Source organism: Corynebacterium gerontici, assembly GCF_003813985.1.
In the GTDB taxonomy this organism is placed as follows: domain Bacteria; phylum Actinomycetota; class Actinomycetes; order Mycobacteriales; family Mycobacteriaceae; genus Corynebacterium; species Corynebacterium gerontici.
In genome coordinates this window covers 2,043,894-2,061,077 of the sequence record NZ_CP033897.1, presented here as the reverse complement: position 1 = coordinate 2,061,077, position 17,184 = coordinate 2,043,894, and the positions used below count along the sequence as shown (strand labels likewise).

Below are 17,184 nucleotides of genomic sequence, written 5' to 3'. Positions count from 1 at the left end.
CGTGAGTATCGCAATGATATATGTCGCGCTGAAGTACGTCGTCTTCGGATTCAAGCTGCTCATTTTCGCAGGGGGAATCACCGGAGCCGCGATGGCAGCAATGACGCGCGGAGACGCCTTCTCTGTAGCCGACCGCCACGACAAGTGGATCTGGGTGGCAATGCTCGCGGGCTCGTCGCTGGTCCAATTAATCAACGTCCCGTTCCTCTCCTGGATCGGTATCGTGATCATCGGACTCTACTGGTTCGATGTACGACCCCAGATCAAGGACATTCTCGAAGGAAACTACGGCTGGTAAATGGCCGTGGAACTTCCAATTTCCTCGCTCCTCATCAATCCAGCGGCCACATTCGATGAGATACGCGAACAATCAGCCGACGCGCTGCGTCAAGCCATGGGTGTCGTGGTGGAGCCCTCTATGCTCACCGCGATTGCCCCGCATCCAGATGCCGCAGACATCCCAGACACCCCAACCATAGCCACCTTTGCAGGTTTCCCCACCGGCAAGCACCACAGCCTCATCAAAGCAACTGAGGCCAGGTTCGCGGTGCAGCAAGGAGCCACCATCGTGGCTCTTGTGCCTGACGTAGCGCATGTTCAACAGCGCCAATCCACAGCGCTCATCACCGAGGTTGCCACTTGCCGGGAATCTATCCCGCGACCCGCACAGCTTGCTGTAGTGCTCGAAACCACCGTGCTTGACCCGGCCACCCTGCAATGGGCTGTGCGGCAATTGCAGCCCGTGGGAGTGGATGCATTCATTGCCGGCACTACCGGCAGCTCTCCCGAGGGTATTCACGCACTCACCTCGGCCAGTAGCGTTCCCGTTATCGGGGTAGGGGGACATGAGTCAGCCCCCGCCTTGGTGGAGGCAGGGGCTGGCGCCCTGTGGGCCATCTTCTAGATATATACCTAGAAGACTAGATGGATGGCCCGAAGTTATTCTCCGCTGATAGTTCATTGAGATCCACGTCGTGGCCTTCAAGCTCAACGGACATGCCATCGTCGAGAACGGTGACTTTTTTGAAGCTGAGTCCAACGTCGATGCTGCCTGCAGCTTGTTTGAGTGCTTGCGTCAGAGCGTCGGATACGGCACTAGGCATGCTGAGTCCCAGCACCGAAGCCCCCTTTGCCTCAAAGGTGATCTGCCCGTCTTTCGCCCTGGGTTTGAGTTCTACTTTTGCGGCGCCGTCGGTGAATTCCACTTCCATGGTGCCCGCTTGAGGGTTGGAGCGTACGTCGCTGACTCGGACGCTCTTGTGCAGCAGATCGTTGACGAGCGCGCCTAGAGGATTGCTGCTTTCGGGTGCCTGCTGCGGCAATGCGTTTTCGAGGTACAGCTGGAGATTTGCCAGAAGAAACTCATTGCTCAGGTCGGTGGTGAGATCAATATCCTTGGCAATCAGGTGGTCCGGGTCGGAAATATCCAGGTGTTCGATCACGATGTGGGCGTCTGGTGTGCCGTTGATCGTAGGCACAGCGTTGGGGGCTGCGGGCTGTTCAATCTTCACCGTGTCGGGGGTGGTGATTTCTACGTGGTTGACGTCTTTTTGCAGCATGCCAAGCAGCACAGGGGAGCTGCCGAGGGAGACCTCTGCCTCGCGACCATCAGCGCTTTGGCCAACCTCATCGCGGATCTGCTTGGTGATGTACCAGCGGGTACCGAACTCCGCGCCAATGAGGACGATCAGCAGCACGGCGATGATGCTCAGGATAATTTGGAACACGGATCCATTTGATGTTTTGCTCACGGTGTTCAGAGTGCCTGAAAAAACCGCAAAAAGCTACGCGGCTGTGAGCCAGCGCATGAAGGGAAGCGGCAAGTGCTCAGGGCGCTACGAGTTCCCATTTAACGGTGAGCAGGTTATCGCTCAGCCTTCTGCGTGGCGGGGTGATCGGCCATTCGGTGGCGAGCATCCGCCTTGCTTCTCGCCACCGTTCCCTTGGCCCGAAGGGCGCGTAACCTGCGGCGTGTTCCCAGGCACGGTCGCAGGCTTGGAGCAGGGTGTGGATGCGTTCACCCGGGACGTTGCGATGAATCAGCGCCTTGGGCAGTCGCTCTGCGATCTCGGAGGGATAGTTGGTGTGCAACGGATCCCACGCCAGTGTGAGGCTTCGCGGCCCGGCGGCATCCAGGGTGATCCAGGTGCTGCGGCGCCCAAGTTCATCACATGTGCCCTCAACAAACAGTCCTCCGGGGGCGAGCCTGGAGCACACGGTGTCCCACGCCGCGGCCACTTGCTCCACGTCGTATTGCCGCAGAACGTTGAAGGCGCGAACGAGCTGCGGGGTATAGCCCGCCAGCTCAAAGCCGCCGAGGGCAAAGTGCACGCCGTGCTGATCGGGTTGGATGCGTTCGGGGTCGATCTCTAGGCCAATCACGCGCACATCCTCACGGATGCGCCGAAGCCATCCGGCCCATTCCACGGTGGTGGTGGCGGAGGCCCCGTAGCCTACATCCAGCGCAATCGGTGCAGCGGCGCCTTGGAGTATGCCGCGCACCGCTGGGTCATTGGCCATCCACCGGTCGAAGCGCCGAAGGCGGTTTTGGTTGGTGGTGCCACGGGTGATCACGCCGATGGGACGCCAAAGCCGACCCGCCCGGGCGAACTCGGCTCGCTTATTGTGGGCGTGGTCGGCCATGTGTGCTGCGCAAACAGTGGTTTAGAGGTTTTCTGCGATCCACTGTTCGGTGAGCTTGCCTTCGTTGTCGAAGAGTTCACCGAGTGCCTCTGCCACCTTGGGTTCGATGGCGCCGCCCATGAAGGGGATGTTCACGGTGACTTCATTGGCATACTCGAGCACGGTGCTATCGCCTTCGCCGCGAAGGCTGATGTCGCCCTTGAAGTCCACGGGAGTGCCCTTGACGTCTGCGGTGTAGGAGTTCTGCGCTTGCCCGTCGTTGAGCGCGCCTACGGTGACAACGCGCTTCACCTTCAGCGATTGGCTGATCATCGCGCGGACTGCCTCAGGCAGCAGCTCCTGGGGCAGCACTTCAAACAGGGTTGCCACTGCGCCGCTGTCTTGTTCGTTGAACTCGTGTACCTCGCCCGGCTCTGGCGAAAGGTGCTGGGTAATGTGTGCCCAGTAGTCGGCGTTGCAGAGCGCCTGGTGCACCTTTTCGGCAGGCTGTGCGATCGTTACGGTGTTCTCGCTTCGTGTGGTCATGGGTACAGACTACCGTTGAAGCTGTGACAGACCTAGACAACTCCCGCATTCTTGAACGAGCCCTGGCTATCGAGGGCGTTACGCGCACAGATGAGCGCTTCGCCGACCTCACCACGCTGCACGTTGGTGGACAGCCGGCGGTGAGCCTTCGCTGCAGCAGCGCTGAGGCCACGTGCCGTGTTATTGAGCTTCTCGACGCCCACGCGGTGCCCCTCCTCGTGGTTGGTGGGGGATCGAACCTGGTTGTTGCCGACGGCTCCTTGCCGTTTGCCGCTGTGATCCTGGACTTTGATGACATCGACATTGATGTGGAACGCGCTGTGCTGCGCGCCGATGCTGGTGCGGTGTGGGATGACGTAGTGGCAAGCGCCGTAGAGGCAGGCCTGGGAGGAATTGAGTGTCTCTCGGGAATCCCGGGCAGCGCCGGTGCAACGCCGGTGCAAAACGTGGGTGCCTACGGCTGTGAAATCGCCGATGTGCTCAGCAGCGTCACGCTCTTTAACCGCGAGTCTGGCCAAGTGGAGCGGGTCGAGGCTTCAGCTTTGGATCTAGCGTATCGCTATTCCAATTTGAAGTTCACACAGCGCGCGGTGGTCTTAGATATTCATCTGCAATTGCGCGCCGATGGGCTTTCTGCTCCGCTGCGTTTCGGCGAGCTCGCCCGCGTGCTAGAGGCGCAGGCGGAGCAGCGGCGTCCCGTGAAAGAAGTCCGCGACGCGGTGCTGGCGCTGCGAACAGGCAAGGGCATGGTGTACCAGCCAGAAGATCACGACACTTGGTCTGCGGGCTCATTTTTCACCAACCCCATTATGACCCCTGAGCAGGCAGAAAAGGTGCGTGCGGTGGTCGTCGAAAAGCTTGGAGCGGATGTTGCTGCGAGCATGCCCGCCTTTGAGGTCGAAGGTGGGGTGAAGCTTTCGGCGGCGTGGCTGATCGATCGCGCCGGGTTTGCCAAGGGCTATCCAGGCGAGGGCGCACCGGCGCGGCTATCCACCAAACACACCTTGGCGTTGACGAACCGCGGAGACGCCAAAGCCGCAGACATCGTTGCGTTGGCCCGAGATGTCCGCGGCGGCGTTGAGCAGGCCTTCGGGGTGACCCTTGAACCCGAACCCGTTTGGGTTGAGCTCGAGATTTAGCGCTTGGTCTTCTTCAACAATTCGTCTTGCACATCGCGGCGACGAACCTTGCCAAGCTGATCCTTGGGCAGCTCCTCAAAGTGGTAGAAGGTGCGCGGGACTTTGTAGCGGGTGAGGTTCTCGCGGCAATAATCCTTCAAGCCTTCAGGATCCAGCGCCGCGCCCGCTTGCAGGGTGATAGCGGCAACGACCTGCTCGGAGCCGTCGCCGCGCGGCAGACCAACCACCGTCGCCTCAACAATGTCCTGGTGGCCGCGAAGCACCTCTTCCACCTCGGCGGGGTACACATTAAACCCGCCGGTGATGATCACTTCCTTGATGCGCGCCACCAAGCGGATGAAGCCATCGGGTTCCATGATGCCAACGTCGCCGGTGCGGTACCAGCCGTCGTGGAAGCTCTTTTCTGTGGCCTCGGGGTTGTTGAGGTAGCCCTTGAACACCTGCGGGCCGCGAACCAACACCTCGCCTTCCTGTCCGTCTGGCATGGTCTCATCCAAGTTCTCCGGGTCCGCAATGCGAATCTCGGTATCGGGGAAGGGCACACCTACATACCCGGGGCGTCGATCGGAGCTCATGGGATTGCCCACAATGATCGGAGACGTTTCCGTAAGACCGTAGCCTTCCACCAGCAGGCCGCCGGTGAGGTTCTCCCAGCGTTCAACGGTTTCGGTGGGCAACGTTGATGCGCCCGAGAAAGAATTGCGGACGCCAGAGATAGAAATATTCTTCTCCTCGGCGGCCTCTACAATCTTCTGATACAACGTGGGTACGCCCGGCACCCACGTCGGGGTGTGCTTCTTCATGATCTTCATGATCAGTGGGATCTGCGGGGCGGGAAGCAGCACGATTTCTCCACCGATATATACGGCCAGGTTCAGCACAATGGTGATGCCATAGGCGTGGAACATGGGCAGCGCGCCCAATAGACGCTCTTCTTGATCGCCGAGGCCCTGCACCCATGCCTTACCTTGCAAAAGATTGGCGAATAGCCCACCGTGGGTGAGCTGCGCACCCTTGGGGGCGCCCGTCGTGCCAGAGGTGTAGAGCACCAGCGCCACAGATTCCTTGGTTACTTCTGGGCAAGACTTCACATCATCGCCGTTGCCACCAAGAGCAGGGCCGGTGAGCACATTCCATGGCACGGTGTTGGGTGCGTCTGCGGTGAGCGCCTCGCGCTGCTTGCGGATCATCGGTACGGGGAGTTTGAGCGCAAAGCGCTGCAAAGAAGGCATGGCGTCCACCATGTTCACTGAAACGATAGTTTCAAGCGGAGTTGTGTGGCGCAGCTTCTCTAAGGTGGAAGCCGCCTTATCCCACACGATGGCCACCCTGGCCTTGTGATCTTTAAACGGTCCCTCCAACTCGTGTGCGGTGTAGAGCGGATTGTGCTCTACCACGGTGGCGCCGAGCTTGAGCACCGCAAAATAGGCGGCGATGTGCTGAGGACAGTTCGGAAGGACGATCGCAACGTGATCACCGGGTCGCACACCCAGGGCCCGCAATCCAGCGGCGGCGCTGCGCACCTTCTTGTCCAGCTCGCCGTAGGTCATCTGGCGGCCGAAGAAATACGTGGCTGGCTTGTGGGCGTTCAGCTCAAGGTTGTTGTCGTAGATATCGAGCAACGTGGTGTCCCCGTATTCCAACGTTGGGGGAGTCCAATCGCCGTAATATTGCAGCCACGACTTCTCTTCTAACGCTGACATGGCACTTCCTTTGCAAGTTGTGTGCATTGTGTTGTGCCGCGCCTTAGTCCGTGCGGCCGCGCGGCACGCTAGTTACTCAAGCGTAACCTTGAGATGTGCCCCGCGCCATCTTTGCACCTAAAAATATTTTCTGGCGTTTTGTCCAGCGCATCAAGAGAAAGTAATTTCCACCAGCAATGCATGACGTTTGACACTGTGCCCAATGGCACGCCTCCCTAGTTTCTCTGCCTGAGAAACAGGGGATACGCTCGATACCATGTCTTTTGTCAACGCTGCTAGCCATGAGTTGCTCGCAAACGCCAGTCTGAAGATCAGCCCCGCAGGCGGCCACATCACCAGCGCCTCCACGGGCGATGGTGAGATCTTCTACCTCTCCTCGAACGCGAATTTTGGTGTTGGCGAGTCGATCCGTGGAGGCGTGCCGGTTATCGCGCCGTGGTTTGGCGGTTTGTTGGGCAAAGAACCATCGCATGGCTGGGCGCGCCGCGAACTGTGGGAGGTAAGCGAAAAGCCCACGGGCTTCGTTGCCAAGATCCGCCACGATGATTTCTGCTTGGAGCTCAGCGCGCTAAATGACGGAGATGTAGTGGAGATTCGCCTCCAAGCCACCAACCGAAGCTCGAGCCCCACCACAGTGCAGTTGGCGCTCCACCCGTATTTCGCTGTCAATGACATTGAGGACACTGCCATTCGCGGGCTCGGCGGCACCCGCGCATTGAACCAGGTCACGGGTGAAGAATGCTCGCTTCCTAAAGAGATCCGCTTTGATGGGCAGTACGACAATATCGCCCACGAGGCTCGTCGCGCGGTGATCGACGATGGGCAGCGGCGGATCGAGGTATCACCCATCGGCGCAGATGCGACGGTGGTGTGGAACCCGGGTGAAGCACTTGCGGCCACCATGGCAGACGTGGGCGAAGGTGAATGGAAGAAATTCGTCTGCGTTGAACCTGCGCTTTTAGGTGACAACTTTAAAGGTGTGCGCCTGCGCAGCGGCGATTCCGCCGAGGTGGGCATGCGAATCCGCGTCGAGGCGATCGAACACTAACCAACCAGCCAACCAGCCAAGCCCCGCAGTGCATCTAGGATGGCGAACATGCGTATCGCGATGATTTCCATGCATACCTCGCCCCTGCAGCAGCCGGGTTCGGGGGACGCTGGTGGCATGAACGTCTATGTGCTGGCTACGGCCCGTGAGCTGGCGCGCCGGGGTGTGGAAGTGGACGTGTTCACTCGCGCTACCCGCCCAAGCCAAGGCCACGTGGTGGATGTGGAGCCGGGGCTGCGGGTGATCAACGTGGTGGCGGGGCCTTACGAGGGCTTGTCCAAGGAGGAGCTGCCAACCCAATTGGCGGCATTCGCGGGCGGTGTGCTGCAGTTCGTTCGCTGCGAACAGATCCGCTATAACCTCATCCACTCCCACTATTGGCTCTCAGGGCAGGTGGGCTGGTTGCTCCGCGACCTCTGGCACGTTCCCCTGGTACACACCGCGCACACGCTCGCGGCGGTGAAGAACTCGCACCGCACCCCCACTGACACGCAGGAGTCCGATGCTCGGCGCATCTGCGAGCAACAATTGGTGGATAACGCGGATGTTTTAGTGGTGAATACCCCAGAGGAAACTAACGATCTGGTCCGTCATTACGACGCCGAGCCTGAAAAGGTGGCGGTGATCGCCCCGGGCGCAGACGTTGAACTCTTCACCCCAGGTCAGCAGCGCAATACAGAACAGGCGCGGCGTAATTTGGGCATCCCCATGCACACCAAAGTGGTGGCGTTTGTTGGGCGGCTCCAGGAATTCAAAGGGCCTCAGGTTCTCTTGAGGGCTGTCGCGGAACTGCTGCGGCGCGATCCCGCACGCGATATGCGGGTGATTATGTGTGGCGGCCCCTCGGGAGCCCAGGCCACCGTGGAGCACTACACCGAGCTTGCCCGATCGCTTGGGATTTGCCACCGGGTTCGCTTCTTGGATCCGCGTCCGCCGGAGGAACTCGTCGCTATTTTCCAGGCGGCCGACGTGGTGGCGGTGCCCTCCTATAACGAGTCCTTCGGGCTTGTCGCGATCGAGGCGCAGGCGTGCGGAACGCCAGTGATTGCGGCGCGCGTAGGTGGGTTGCCCATGGCCGTGCTCGACGGCGAAACTGGATTGCTGGTTCATGATCACGAGCCTGAGACCTGGGCTGATGCCATCGCAGAGTTACTTGACGACGATCCAACGCGCATCGCCATGGGCGTGGCGGCCAGAGAGCACGCCGCGCATTTCACGTGGGCACAGGCGGCGGAGAAGCTCGAGAGTGTGTATGTGGAGGCGTTGGAGTTTGAGCTCAATGTCTGCCACGATCGGAAACCCGAGGGCGCTTGAGCGCTGCAGCGGGGGACGTCGAAAAGCTAATGCCCGAACGGGCATAAATGTAAACATTCCCACATTTTCAATTCTTGGTGGAAGAAGCACGGCGAGCTCGACGCTTTGGTGGCATGCTGGGAGGTATGAGTAACGGCAAATTGATTCTTCTGCGTCACGGCCAGAGTGAATGGAACGCTTCAAACCAATTCACCGGCTGGGTGGACGTGAACCTCACCGAAAAGGGCGAAGCAGAGGCTCGTCGTGGCGGCGAACTGCTCAAGCGAGAAGGCGTGCTACCAGAGGTCGTGTACACCTCGCTGCTGCGTCGCGCCATCCGCACCGCCAACATTGCGCTGAATGCCGCTGATCGCCACTGGATTCCCGTGGTGCGCGACTGGCGCCTGAACGAACGCCACTACGGTGCGCTGCAGGGCCTGAACAAGGCAGAGACCAAGGACAAGTACGGTGAGGAACAGTTCATGGCGTGGCGCCGTTCCTACGACACCCCGCCACCGGCGCTCGAGAACGACGCCGAGTACTCCCAGGCCAACGACGTCCGCTACGCGGATCTGGACACCGTGCCACAGACCGAGTGCCTCAAGGATGTTGTTGAGCGCTTCGTTCCTTATTTCGAGGAAGAAATCCTGCCACGCGCTAAGAAGGGTGAAACCGTGCTTATCGCTGCTCACGGCAACTCCCTGCGCGCGTTGGTGAAGCACCTGGACGGCATCTCGGATGCAGACATTGCAGAGCTGAACATCCCCACCGGTATCCCGCTGGTGTACGAGCTCGATGCTGATGGCAAGGTGCAGAACCCTGGTGGTACCTACCTTGATCCCGAGGCTGCTGCCGCAGGCGCCGCTGCTGTAGCTGCCCAGGGCGGCAAGTAAATCTTCAGCCGGCTAGCGAAACATTAACGCACCCAATCCGTTCGTGGACTGGGTGCGTTTTGCTATAGCCTTGCCTGGTTTAGGCCTTCTCGTTGATCTTGTTCACCTGATTTTGTGCCAGTGCCTGTAGGGCTTCCTTCGGGATGGTGTTGGAGCCAACCACGGTGAAGGTTTTGCCCTTCACGGTGCCGGTGATGATCACGTTCTGGGAGCCGGCCGGGGGCACGTCCAGATCTTGACCCGCCACATTGAGGCCTTCAAGCTTTTCCTCAACCGCCACCACGTTGTCGGCGTCATTGATGTCGATTTCCATGGGGGTGACCGAGTAGGTGCTCACGCTCTTGGCAATCTCATTGGCGTGCTCACGGGTAATCGTGCCGCATTCATCTGGGTTCACTGTTGTTTCGGTGGCGTCGACGCGCACGATCGCCACTTCATCGCTATCGGGTACAGAGAACATTGCGGTGGCCGACTCTTCTTTGGGGAGCGCCGCCCACTTGCCCACGGTGGAAATATCAACGGCAAGCGGCTGGCACTGTTCAGGCTGCACCGGGCCATCGAAGTTTACGTTTCCCGCGAGATCCGAGGCCAGATCATTGATGGTGGATACGTCCGTGTGCTCAAGCCCCTCCGGCGCATCTTCGGGCCCGACGATCATTTCCTGCAGTGCAGAAGCCTGGGTCTGGGCGATCGTGGATTGAGCAGTGCTGGTGACGGTATTCGTGCTAGTTTCCGTCGAAGCGACGTCCCCACCTGAATCATTGCCGCAGGCACTCAAGCCCAGGGTCAAACAAAGGGGAATGGCAACGAGTGCCTTGCGGGAGGCGCGCTTGGAAAAGAAAGAACGGCTGTTCATCAAAAATCACTCCTGGGGAAGATGTGGCCGAGGTGGTGTGGACGAGTGTACGTGCTTTCGTCTAGCGCGGGACGTTCACGAGCCGGGGCAGTGCTATCGGTTTGCTTGAGCGTCCAATTTTGCAATTTGGCTGGACGCCAGCGTGCGCAGCACCTCCGGCTCGATGTTGTGGCCTACAACGGTGAGGTGTTTTCCCTGAGCATTCGCGCTGAGCACCAAGGTGGTCCTGCCAATCTTGTCACCGGGGCTGTCCTGGCCATCGAGTGCAACCGCCGATGTCACTACCTCCACCGCCTGGACGTCCTCGGCGTTGTCGAGCTCCATTGGCACGAGCTTGAGCTGGTAGGTGGTGGTGATGTTGCCAATCTGCGTGTCGTCGCTGCGCTTGACGCTCTGGCACTTTGCGGGATCCGCGCTGCGTGGACGCGCGTCGAGTTCAACGATTGCCCATTGCTGTTCAAAACCGCTGTACATGGCAACCGTGGTTTGATCCAAAGGGGTTTTTGCCCAAGCGGCAGCGGTATTGGAGTCGAAGATCAGTGGCTCGCACTCTGCGGGATCGAGCGTGGCCGGTGATGGTGGCTCATTCGAGCCGAATACTTCATAGAAATTGCCTGGTGCCAGGCCTTCGGGTGCATCGGCGGGGCCAACGATGGCGTCGCTGAGCTCCGTGTGCGCAGCCTGAGCTTGCACCTCGCCATGGGCGGGGGCTTGCGAGGCGTCGGGCGACTGGGAAGTTTGCTGCGCGGAGTCTGACTGAGAACATGCGCCCAAGCCCACGGCGAGGGCTATGACACACAGGCCGAGGTGGTAATGAGCGCGCATCCGTTCTCCTTTTGCGTCAAGGGCTGTGCATGTTCGGGTTCTTCCTGCATGAGCCTAGCAGCGCAGGCGCCTCTCTCTTGGTTCATCCGCAAGACAGGAAGATGCTTCACTGAGGTGGGGTCTGAAGTGATTGCTCGGGGCGCGCGGGTGGCCGATGTGCACTAGCATGAGGAGCTAGTGACACTTCTAGCAGCTTTTTTCCTGGGCGTGGTCGTAGCCGGCCTCGCCCTACCGGCATTTCAGTGGCTGAAAAAACGCGTGCGCCGCTATCGTTCGGCAACCACTTTGAATGCGAATAAGGTCACCACTGTCAGCCAGGTCCTTCACCTAACGGTGCAGGGTTCGCCCACTGGGGTGACGGTGATCGACCGTACTGGCGCCGTGTTGCTTTCCAACACGCCCGCGCACGAGATGGGCATTGTCCACGAGCGTTCATTGAATCCTGACATTTGGAAGCAGGCGGAGCTTGTGTTCGAGGATCAAGAGACGCATTCGGTGGAATTGGCCACGGATCAACGCCGACCAGGTGGCCGTATCACCTCGGTACGCGCGGTGGTTCAGCCGCTTTCGCTTGTCGACGATCGCTTCGTGGTCGTTTTCTCCACAGATGAATCCGAGAGCCAGCGCATGGAATCGGCTCGGCGTGACTTTGTGGCCAACGTTTCCCACGAGCTGAAAACGCCGGTGGGTGGCATGGCGCTGCTGGCTGAGGCACTCATGGAGGCATCCGATGATCCAGAGCAGGTGGCGTACTTCGGGGAACGCCTGCATAGCGAGGCACATCGTTTGGCCGACATGATCAATGAGCTGATCTCGCTTTCCAAGCTGCAGGGAGCAGAAGCACTGCCTGACATGAGCCCGGTAGACATTGACGATGTGGTGGATGAGGCGCTGGCTCGCAACTACCTGGCGGCGGAAAACGCGGGCATCGAACTCAGCCGGACCAAACGTGCTGGGGTGCAGGTGATGGGTGACAAGAATCTACTGGTCACCGCGCTTTCTAATCTGGTGAGCAACGCCATCAACTACTCGCCGAACGCGATGCCGGTCTCGGTGAGCACGAAGGTGGCCTCGGGTGATCGCGTGTTGATCCGCGTCATCGATCGCGGCATCGGCATTGATCCCGCCGATCAGAAGCGCGTGTTCGAGCGTTTCTTCCGTGTGGATAAAGCTCGTTCGCGATCTACCGGCGGAACGGGCCTGGGGTTGGCTATCGTTAAACATGTGGCTGCGAACCACGGGGGCACTGTGAAGCTCTGGTCGCGCCCTGGAGCAGGATCAACGTTTAGCATCGAGCTGCCCGTGGCCACACAGCAACGTGGAGAACCTGAGACTTTAGACCCCGAAGTTTCGCCAAGACTCTCCGGCTCGCTGAGAACCGGTGTGCCGAGGGTGGGAGTCAGACGAAAGGAAAAGCCGTGACCACAATCTTGCTCGTTGAGGATGAAGCATCGCTTGCAGATCCCTTGGCCTTTCTGCTGAAAAAAGAGGGTTTCGAAGTCATCCACGCGGCCGACGGCCCCACCGCGTTGGAATACTTCCGCAGCAACGACATCGACATTGTGCTGCTGGACCTCATGCTTCCGGGCATGTCTGGTACGGACGTCTGCAAGGAGCTGCGGGCAACCTCGCAGGTGCCAGTGATTATGGTGACCGCCCGCGATTCTGAGATCGACAAAGTAGTGGGGCTTGAATTGGGGGCGGACGACTACGTAACCAAGCCCTATTCCTCCCGAGAACTGATCGCCCGCATCCGCGCCGTCCTGCGCCGCGGTGGTGAGCCCGCCATGTACGAGGAAGAAGAAGACGAGCAGCTGCTTGAAGGCGGCCGCGTGCGCATGGACGTGGAGCGCCACACCGTGACCGTCGAAGGTGAAGTGGTGCAGATGCCACTGAAGGAGTTCGACCTTTTGGAATATTTGCTGCGTAATGCGGGCAGAGTGCTCACCCGCGGCCAGCTCATCGACCGAATCTGGGGAGCCGACTACGTCGGCGACACGAAAACCCTCGATGTGCACGTCAAGCGCTTGCGCTCCAAGATCGAGCTTGAGCCAAAGTCTCCGCGTAACCTCATTACTGTTCGGGGTCTTGGCTACAAGTTTGAGCTTTAACCGTTGCCGGATGGCGTGAGAACACCTCTGGGTGCACGCTGATCAACTCCTGCCGAGAACGGCAATGCTGGGCTAGGACCTCGTAAGAAGCGTCCCCGATCAAGGCGCGTAATTCCTGCTCGTGGCTCTGCCACATTGGTTGGGCATTGTCGTGGCAGCGCGCATCGGTGGTGCAATACCAATCGAAGTCCTCACCACCGCCACCCCATCCACGGCGCTCATACTCGGTGATGGTGGTTCGCAGAATTTCTTGTCCATCAGCTCGATCTTCATAGGCCTCCAGGCGGCGCAGCGGTAACTGCCAGCACACCTCGGGTTTGACCACCGTCAGATCTTCGCCTGCCTCTAGTGCCCACTGATGGATCGCGCATCCTGCGCCAGTGTCCCAGCCTGCTCGGTTAGCAAAAATGCAGGCGCCGTCGATCACTTTCGTCTTGAGGGCGGGCTCCGCTTCGCCATCATCGTTGTCCAGCTCATCCCACACTAACCAGGGCTCCAGTTCGCCCTCGGCAGTTTCAAGGTGGTGTTGCCAAAAGCGTTTGGGCATGCGCGTCGCGGCGTCGAAAAGCTGAGCGCGATCCTCCTCATCGGTGAGGAACGCACCGTGGCCGCAGCAACCAACGTCGGGGTTGGTGGCATCGATGCCCTTGCAGCGCGATGTGCCGAAACCGCAGGCATAGGTTGATTCCAGCCAGGTTAAGTCGATGGTGATTTGGTGCAGTGGATCCTCGGGGTTGGTGAACTCGAACCATTCGCGCGGGAAATCCGGGGGCAGTTCATCGCCGCGGCGGATGGATGCTGCGGCGGGAGAGCTTGCGGGAAAACCGAGGTTGATCCTAGGCATGAAAACTCAACTTTCGGGGGCGGTGCATACGAAATCACGCTATACCGTCTACGCTAATAACGTGCGATTAGGTGTATTGGACGTGGGAAGCAATACCGTTCATATGGTTGTGGTGGACGCCAAGCAAGGTGGCCAGCCAAGCCCAATGAGCGATTGGAAGACCACCCTGAAGTTGGTTGAGTACCTCGATAGCGACGGTGCCCTCAGTGGCAAGGGCGTGCGTAAGCTCACCAACTTCATTGAAGAAGCCAAAGATGTAGCAGAGAAACTTGGTTGCGAGGAAATCATGCCCTTTGCAACCTCAGCCGTGCGCTCGGCCAGCAACGCCGATGATGTGCTCGATCACGTCGAGCGTGAAACGGGTGTGCGCTTGGAGATCCTCTCTGGCACCGATGAAGCGCGATTGACCTTTCTCGCTGTCCGCCGCTGGTACGGATGGTCTGCAGGGCGCATCATTAACCTCGATATCGGTGGCGGTTCCCTGGAGATGTCCTGCGGGACGCAGGAGGAGCCGGATGCGGCATTTTCCTTGGACTTGGGTGCCGCGCGTTTGACCCACAATTGGTTCGATTCCGATCCGCCTTCACGTAAAACGATCAATCTTCTACGTGATTTTATCGACGCCGAATTGGACGAGCCTGCAAAAGCGCTGCGAGCCTATGGGCCGAAGTGGCGCGCGGCGGCGACGTCAAAAACCTTCCGTACGCTGGCGCGACTCACCGGCGCGGCGCCTTCTTCTGCCGGAATGTACGTGCAACGAGAGCTTACAGCGGCGGGTTTGCGACAATTGATTGCCTTCATTTCTCGCATGACAGCGGCTGACCGTGCAGAATTAGAAGGAGTAAGTTCCAATCGCTCGCACCAGATTGTGGCTGGCGCACTCGTTGCCGAAGCAGCGATGCGGGCCTTGGAGCTTGAAAGAATTGAGATTTGTCCTTGGGCGCTACGCGAGGGAGTAATCCTTCGTCGTCTCGAACAAGGAGTGTCCCCACAGACGACCCGGCCGAAGGGCCGAGGAGGTAACAAGGAGTAATGAGCGATAAGCAACTCACTGTCGCCGAACTGCTAGCACGTTCGGGCGGTTCGGAGGACAGCTCCAGCACCCCACGTCGCCGTCGTCGCCGTAGCCTGGAAGAAGGCGGTATCTCCGTTGCGGAGCTGACCGGCAACATTCCCAAGGTGGCTTCCAAGCCTGCGGAATCGAAGCACTCCAATGTGCCGATCGACGAAGAGCACGAAAACCGTCAGGATCCAGACTCCCCGGATCCGCTCGAGGTAGAGCGCGACACCGAAGCGGACAAGGACCCGGCAGAGGATCAACCTGCGCCGCTGGGCGTAGAGCCCAATGAAGATGCCACCGACGCTCAAGAAGACGTGATTGCCCATCCCCTTGGGGCACAGCCCCGCGAGGATGCGGACGAAGATCACGATGAGCCCCTCGCCGTTGACATTCCAGACGAGGCGGCGGATGCAGAGGATGAGCAAGACCGTCCCACCGCGCATGATGCTGGAGACGTCTCCACCGGCTCCCAGGACGGCTCCGGTATTCAATTGCAGGTGGTGGACGAAAAAGATCCGGTGCGTTTGACCACCGGTTCCTTCCCCGCCCAGGCGCCTGCGGTTTCCGAGTCGGAGACCCAGCAGCCGGAGGCGGAATCTGAACGCTTTGAGGCAGAGGAACACGATGCCGAGCAGACCACGGTGATCCGCGGCGTTTCTGAGCCTGTTCGCCCTCAGATGGATGCGGAGGACACGAACGTGATTCCGCAGATCGCGGAGGAAGACCCCACATCTGAGGCTGACGTTCAAGACACTCAGAAACAGCGTGACGAGCTGGAAGAGCTCGACGATGACGCGCTTGCCACCGCCTACGATGAGGAAGAGGCTAAGAACGAAAAGGTTTCCATGGGGGCTGTGATCTTGATGGCCTTGGTGGGCATCGTGATCGGCGCCGTTGTGTTCTTCGGCTTCCAGATGCTCTGGGGATCCTTGAACAAGTGGATCGTGACTGTTCTTGCTCTGCTGGTGACCGGCGCGATGGTCGGTGTGGTGCACGCTCTGCGCACATCTAGCGACAAGCTCAGCATGGGACTGTCAGCTCTTGTTGGTTTGGTGATGACATTCGGCCCCGCGCTGATCGCATAAATCCAGGTTTCAGGTTTTCAACTGGTGCCCCGCATGTAGTTGCGGGGCGCTTTTGCTGTGTAGCGCCGGGTGGCGAATGTTTGGGTTGTCATGGCACTGTGGGAGCCATGTCTACTGTTGCAATCATTGGTGGCGGCAAGATCGGCGAGGCTTTGCTCGCTGGATTGATCGCCGGTGGAATGAGCCCGAAGAGGATTCACGTTGCCAATCGTCGCAAGGAGCGGGGGCAGGAGCTCAAGGAGCAGTATGGAATTCAGCCCTTTGAGGAAAATGCTGCTGCCGCGGATGGCGTTGACGTGGTCTTCTTGTGCGTGAAGCCCAAACAGCTTGTGGCTGTGGTCGATGAGATTGCAGAGACCGTGGATAACAACGACGCCACGATCGTGGTGTCCATGGCTGCGGGGGTGAAGTCGGCCGCCATCGAAGAAGTTTTGGCGGCTGGTACGCCGGTGCTTCGCGTTATGCCGAACACTCCGATGCTGGTGGGCAAGGGCATGTCTGCCGTTGCACCGGGGCGTTTCGCCGATGATGAGAACGTTGAGCAGGTTCGTAAACTGCTGCAAACGGTGGGGGAGGTCGCGGTAATCGACGAGTCCGACATGGACGCGGTGATCGCGATGTCTGGTTCTTCGCCTGCGTATCTCTTCCTTTTCGTTGAAGCGATGATTGACGCCGGTGTTGATCTTGGCCTGCCGCGCGACGTTGCGAAGACTTTAGCCACGCAATCGATGTATGGTGCGGCGACGATGCTCAAGGAGACCGGTGAAGAGCCCGCCCAGTTGCGGGCGAATGTGTCTTCGCCGGGTGGTACAACGATTGCTGCGCTGCGTTCCCTGGAGGAGTCCGGTTTGCGCGGCATGGTGTATCGTGCGGCGGAAGCGGCGGCACAGCGCAACGCCGAGATGGGGAAGTAAGACGCTTTTCGACGTCTCACGCGAGGGGTAACAACCACGAGGGTTGTTACCCCTTTTCTTTGAAGTTCTACTTCAAGGTACATGCTGCTGTTGCCGCGAGAAACTGTTGTGTGCAGTGCTTTCTATGAGGCGCAATGTTGTTCAGGGGATGATTGAAACGCCTGAGTTCCCGTGAGTCGCAGCCGTCTCACAATTCACGCTAAGCTAATGCAAGCACGTGCGTGTCCGTTCTGTGGGAGGGGAAG

At 59.5% G+C, this 17,184-nt stretch carries 18 protein-coding genes; 11 read left to right on the top strand and 7 right to left on the bottom strand.

Going from position 1 to position 17,184, the window contains the following annotated elements:
- The first annotated feature begins 13 nt into the window (after positions 1 to 13).
- Positions 14 to 298, top strand: a complete 285-nt coding sequence (locus tag CGERO_RS09695; RefSeq protein WP_123936121.1) for a DUF2516 family protein — start codon at positions 14 to 16, stop codon at positions 296 to 298.
- Entirely contained in the window at positions 299 to 904 is a 606-nt protein-coding gene (locus tag CGERO_RS09690) for a beta/alpha barrel domain-containing protein (protein WP_123935456.1), read from the top strand. It begins immediately after the preceding gene.
- Between the two features lie 16 nt (positions 905 to 920).
- Here CGERO_RS09690 and CGERO_RS09685 read toward each other — a convergent pair whose 3' ends face one another.
- The 3 genes from CGERO_RS09685 to CGERO_RS09675 all read right to left on the bottom strand — a co-directional run bounded on the left by CGERO_RS09685 (position 921) and on the right by CGERO_RS09675 (position 3,168).
- Positions 921 to 1,751, bottom strand: coding sequence for an LmeA family phospholipid-binding protein (locus tag CGERO_RS09685; RefSeq protein ID WP_164470302.1), 831 nt, complete (start codon positions 1,749 to 1,751; stop codon positions 921 to 923).
- A 76-nt stretch (positions 1,752 to 1,827) separates the two neighbouring features.
- Complete coding sequence (locus CGERO_RS09680; RefSeq protein WP_123935452.1) at positions 1,828 to 2,643, bottom strand: O-methyltransferase; 816 nt, start codon at positions 2,641 to 2,643, stop codon at positions 1,828 to 1,830.
- A 21-nt stretch (positions 2,644 to 2,664) separates the two neighbouring features.
- Positions 2,665 to 3,168 carry a DUF2505 domain-containing protein gene (locus tag CGERO_RS09675; RefSeq protein ID WP_123935450.1) on the bottom strand — a complete coding sequence of 168 codons (504 nt, stop codon included), beginning with the start codon at positions 3,166 to 3,168 and terminating at the stop codon, positions 2,665 to 2,667.
- Positions 3,169 to 3,215: 47 nt separating this feature from the next.
- Between CGERO_RS09675 and CGERO_RS09670 the strand changes: the two genes are divergently transcribed.
- Positions 3,216 to 4,307 (top strand): UDP-N-acetylmuramate dehydrogenase, encoded by a 1,092-nt coding sequence (locus CGERO_RS09670; RefSeq protein WP_123936119.1) that lies wholly within the window; start codon positions 3,216 to 3,218, stop codon positions 4,305 to 4,307.
- Here CGERO_RS09670 and CGERO_RS09665 read toward each other — a convergent pair.
- Entirely contained in the window at positions 4,304 to 6,010 is a 1,707-nt protein-coding gene (locus tag CGERO_RS09665) for a long-chain-fatty-acid--CoA ligase (RefSeq protein ID WP_123935448.1), read from the bottom strand. The two genes, CGERO_RS09670 and CGERO_RS09665, sit on opposite strands and share 4 nt — an antisense overlap.
- Positions 6,011 to 6,266: 256 nt before the next feature.
- Here CGERO_RS09665 and CGERO_RS09660 point away from each other — a divergent pair, with 256 nt between their 5' ends.
- The 3 genes from CGERO_RS09660 to CGERO_RS09650 all read left to right on the top strand — a co-directional run bounded on the left by CGERO_RS09660 (position 6,267) and on the right by CGERO_RS09650 (position 9,244).
- Positions 6,267 to 7,058 carry an aldose epimerase family protein gene (locus tag CGERO_RS09660; RefSeq protein ID WP_123935446.1) on the top strand — a complete coding sequence of 264 codons (792 nt, stop codon included), beginning with the start codon at positions 6,267 to 6,269 and terminating at the stop codon, positions 7,056 to 7,058.
- Between the two features lie 48 nt (positions 7,059 to 7,106).
- Positions 7,107 to 8,372, top strand: coding sequence for a D-inositol-3-phosphate glycosyltransferase (gene mshA / locus CGERO_RS09655; RefSeq protein ID WP_164470301.1), 1,266 nt, complete (start codon positions 7,107 to 7,109; stop codon positions 8,370 to 8,372).
- 125 nt (positions 8,373 to 8,497) lie between these two features.
- Positions 8,498 to 9,244, top strand: coding sequence for a phosphoglyceromutase (locus tag CGERO_RS09650; RefSeq protein ID WP_123935442.1), 747 nt, complete (start codon positions 8,498 to 8,500; stop codon positions 9,242 to 9,244).
- A gap of 79 nt (positions 9,245 to 9,323) precedes the next feature.
- On the opposite strand, the gene CGERO_RS09645 is transcribed toward CGERO_RS09650, so the two are convergent.
- Together CGERO_RS09645 and CGERO_RS09640 are read right to left on the bottom strand one after the other, a co-directional pair.
- A complete protein-coding gene (locus CGERO_RS09645) occupies positions 9,324 to 10,100 on the bottom strand; it encodes a hypothetical protein (RefSeq protein WP_123935440.1) in 777 nt (258 codons plus the stop codon).
- 93 nt (positions 10,101 to 10,193) lie between these two features.
- Complete coding sequence (locus CGERO_RS09640; RefSeq protein WP_123935438.1) at positions 10,194 to 10,925, bottom strand: hypothetical protein; 732 nt, start codon at positions 10,923 to 10,925, stop codon at positions 10,194 to 10,196.
- Between the two features lie 177 nt (positions 10,926 to 11,102).
- On the opposite strand from CGERO_RS09640, the gene CGERO_RS09635 reads away from it, so the two are divergent.
- Entirely contained in the window at positions 11,103 to 12,347 is a 1,245-nt protein-coding gene (locus CGERO_RS09635) for a sensor histidine kinase (protein WP_123935436.1), read from the top strand.
- Positions 12,344 to 13,036, top strand: a complete 693-nt coding sequence (locus CGERO_RS09630; protein ID WP_123935434.1) for a response regulator transcription factor — start codon at positions 12,344 to 12,346, stop codon at positions 13,034 to 13,036. Before CGERO_RS09635 ends, CGERO_RS09630 begins: the two co-directional genes overlap by 4 nt.
- Here CGERO_RS09630 and CGERO_RS09625 read toward each other — a convergent pair.
- Positions 12,999 to 13,880, bottom strand: a complete 882-nt coding sequence (locus CGERO_RS09625) for a DUF3109 family protein (protein ID WP_123935432.1) — start codon at positions 13,878 to 13,880, stop codon at positions 12,999 to 13,001. The two genes, CGERO_RS09630 and CGERO_RS09625, sit on opposite strands and share 38 nt — an antisense overlap.
- 61 nt (positions 13,881 to 13,941) lie before the next feature.
- Between CGERO_RS09625 and CGERO_RS09620 the strand changes: the two genes are divergently transcribed.
- From CGERO_RS09620 to proC, 3 genes are all read left to right on the top strand, one after another.
- Entirely contained in the window at positions 13,942 to 14,913 is a 972-nt protein-coding gene (locus CGERO_RS09620; RefSeq protein ID WP_164470321.1) for a Ppx/GppA family phosphatase, read from the top strand.
- The gene (locus CGERO_RS09615) at positions 14,913 to 16,025 is read left to right on the top strand and encodes an adenosylcobinamide-GDP ribazoletransferase (protein WP_123935430.1); all 1,113 of its coding nucleotides are present in this window, start codon (positions 14,913 to 14,915) and stop codon (positions 16,023 to 16,025) included. The genes CGERO_RS09620 and CGERO_RS09615 overlap by 1 nt, the downstream gene beginning before the upstream one ends.
- Before the next feature lie 107 nt (positions 16,026 to 16,132).
- Positions 16,133 to 16,939: a pyrroline-5-carboxylate reductase gene (proC, locus tag CGERO_RS09610; protein WP_123935428.1), complete on the top strand. Its 807-nt coding sequence runs from the start codon at positions 16,133 to 16,135 to the stop codon at positions 16,937 to 16,939.
- Positions 16,940 to 17,184: the final 245 nt, after the last annotated feature.

Coding starts and splice junctions, on each gene's coding strand:
- CGERO_RS09695 (WP_123936121.1), top strand. CDS start 14: ATGATATATGTCGCGCTGAAGTACGTCGTCTTCGGATTCAAGCTGCTC.
- CGERO_RS09690 (WP_123935456.1), top strand. CDS start 299: ATGGCCGTGGAACTTCCAATTTCCTCGCTCCTCATCAATCCAGCGGCC.
- CGERO_RS09680 (WP_123935452.1), bottom strand. CDS start 2,643: ATGGCCGACCACGCCCACAATAAGCGAGCCGAGTTCGCCCGGGCGGGT.
- CGERO_RS09675 (WP_123935450.1), bottom strand. CDS start 3,168: ATGACCACACGAAGCGAGAACACCGTAACGATCGCACAGCCTGCCGAA.
- CGERO_RS09665 (WP_123935448.1), bottom strand. CDS start 6,010: ATGTCAGCGTTAGAAGAGAAGTCGTGGCTGCAATATTACGGCGATTGG.
- CGERO_RS09660 (WP_123935446.1), top strand. CDS start 6,267: ATGTCTTTTGTCAACGCTGCTAGCCATGAGTTGCTCGCAAACGCCAGT.
- mshA (WP_164470301.1), top strand. CDS start 7,107: ATGCGTATCGCGATGATTTCCATGCATACCTCGCCCCTGCAGCAGCCG.
- CGERO_RS09650 (WP_123935442.1), top strand. CDS start 8,498: ATGAGTAACGGCAAATTGATTCTTCTGCGTCACGGCCAGAGTGAATGG.
- CGERO_RS09645 (WP_123935440.1), bottom strand. CDS start 10,100: ATGAACAGCCGTTCTTTCTTTTCCAAGCGCGCCTCCCGCAAGGCACTC.
- CGERO_RS09640 (WP_123935438.1), bottom strand. CDS start 10,925: ATGCGCGCTCATTACCACCTCGGCCTGTGTGTCATAGCCCTCGCCGTG.
- CGERO_RS09625 (WP_123935432.1), bottom strand. CDS start 13,880: ATGCCTAGGATCAACCTCGGTTTTCCCGCAAGCTCTCCCGCCGCAGCA.
- CGERO_RS09615 (WP_123935430.1), top strand. CDS start 14,913: ATGAGCGATAAGCAACTCACTGTCGCCGAACTGCTAGCACGTTCGGGC.
- proC (WP_123935428.1), top strand. CDS start 16,133: ATGTCTACTGTTGCAATCATTGGTGGCGGCAAGATCGGCGAGGCTTTG.